Consider the following 621-nt stretch of genomic DNA (forward strand, 5'->3'; position numbering starts at 1 on the left):
TATTTTTGTTGTGTTTGCATAGGCAAAACGTTGCGCAGCAAGACTTGAAGCGGTTTCGCCTTGTTATAAAACGTAGCTTGAAAAAGTCATTTATACAAATTGTCAGTATTTACTCCAAGGCTCTTGCTGTGTTCAAATGATGCAACATGTTGACTTAAAGCAAGCTTTGATCACAAAGTTAATTATAAATTAGCCACAATTGGTAATTTAATGTGTCTGGAAATATGAAATTAGATGATTTGAACCTGTTTCGACTGGTTGTCGAAAATGGGAGCTACACCGCAACTTCGCGAAAAACCATGATCCCGGTGGCAACCATCACCCGACGCATTCAAGCGCTAGAAGACTCTGTCAATCTTCGACTATTGAACCGTCACGCACGTAAGCTTTCTCTGACTGAAGCCGGAGAACGCTTTTACCATGAATGCTCTCCCCTACTTCAAAGGCTGACATCAACCGCGGAAGAAATCACTGATGACTGCCGCGGTGCATCAGGCAAAATTAAAATTTCTGCGCCTTACAATCTGACCAAGCGCATGATGATGCCGATGTTTAATGACTTCATGAAGAAGTATCCGGATATCAATATCGAGCTGACGACAGAGAACAACGCTGATCAAT

The 621-nt window shown here is 42.0% G+C and carries 1 protein-coding gene; it reads left to right on the top strand.

The genetic code is table 11. The features are described 5' to 3' along the window. Positions 1–224 precede the first annotated feature (224 nt). Positions 225–621, top strand: a 397-nt coding sequence (locus R7190_RS28590; protein ID WP_318138023.1) for a LysR family transcriptional regulator, incomplete at its 3' end; no start/stop codon positions are given.

The organism is Vibrio sp. 1078-1 (assembly GCF_033340475.1).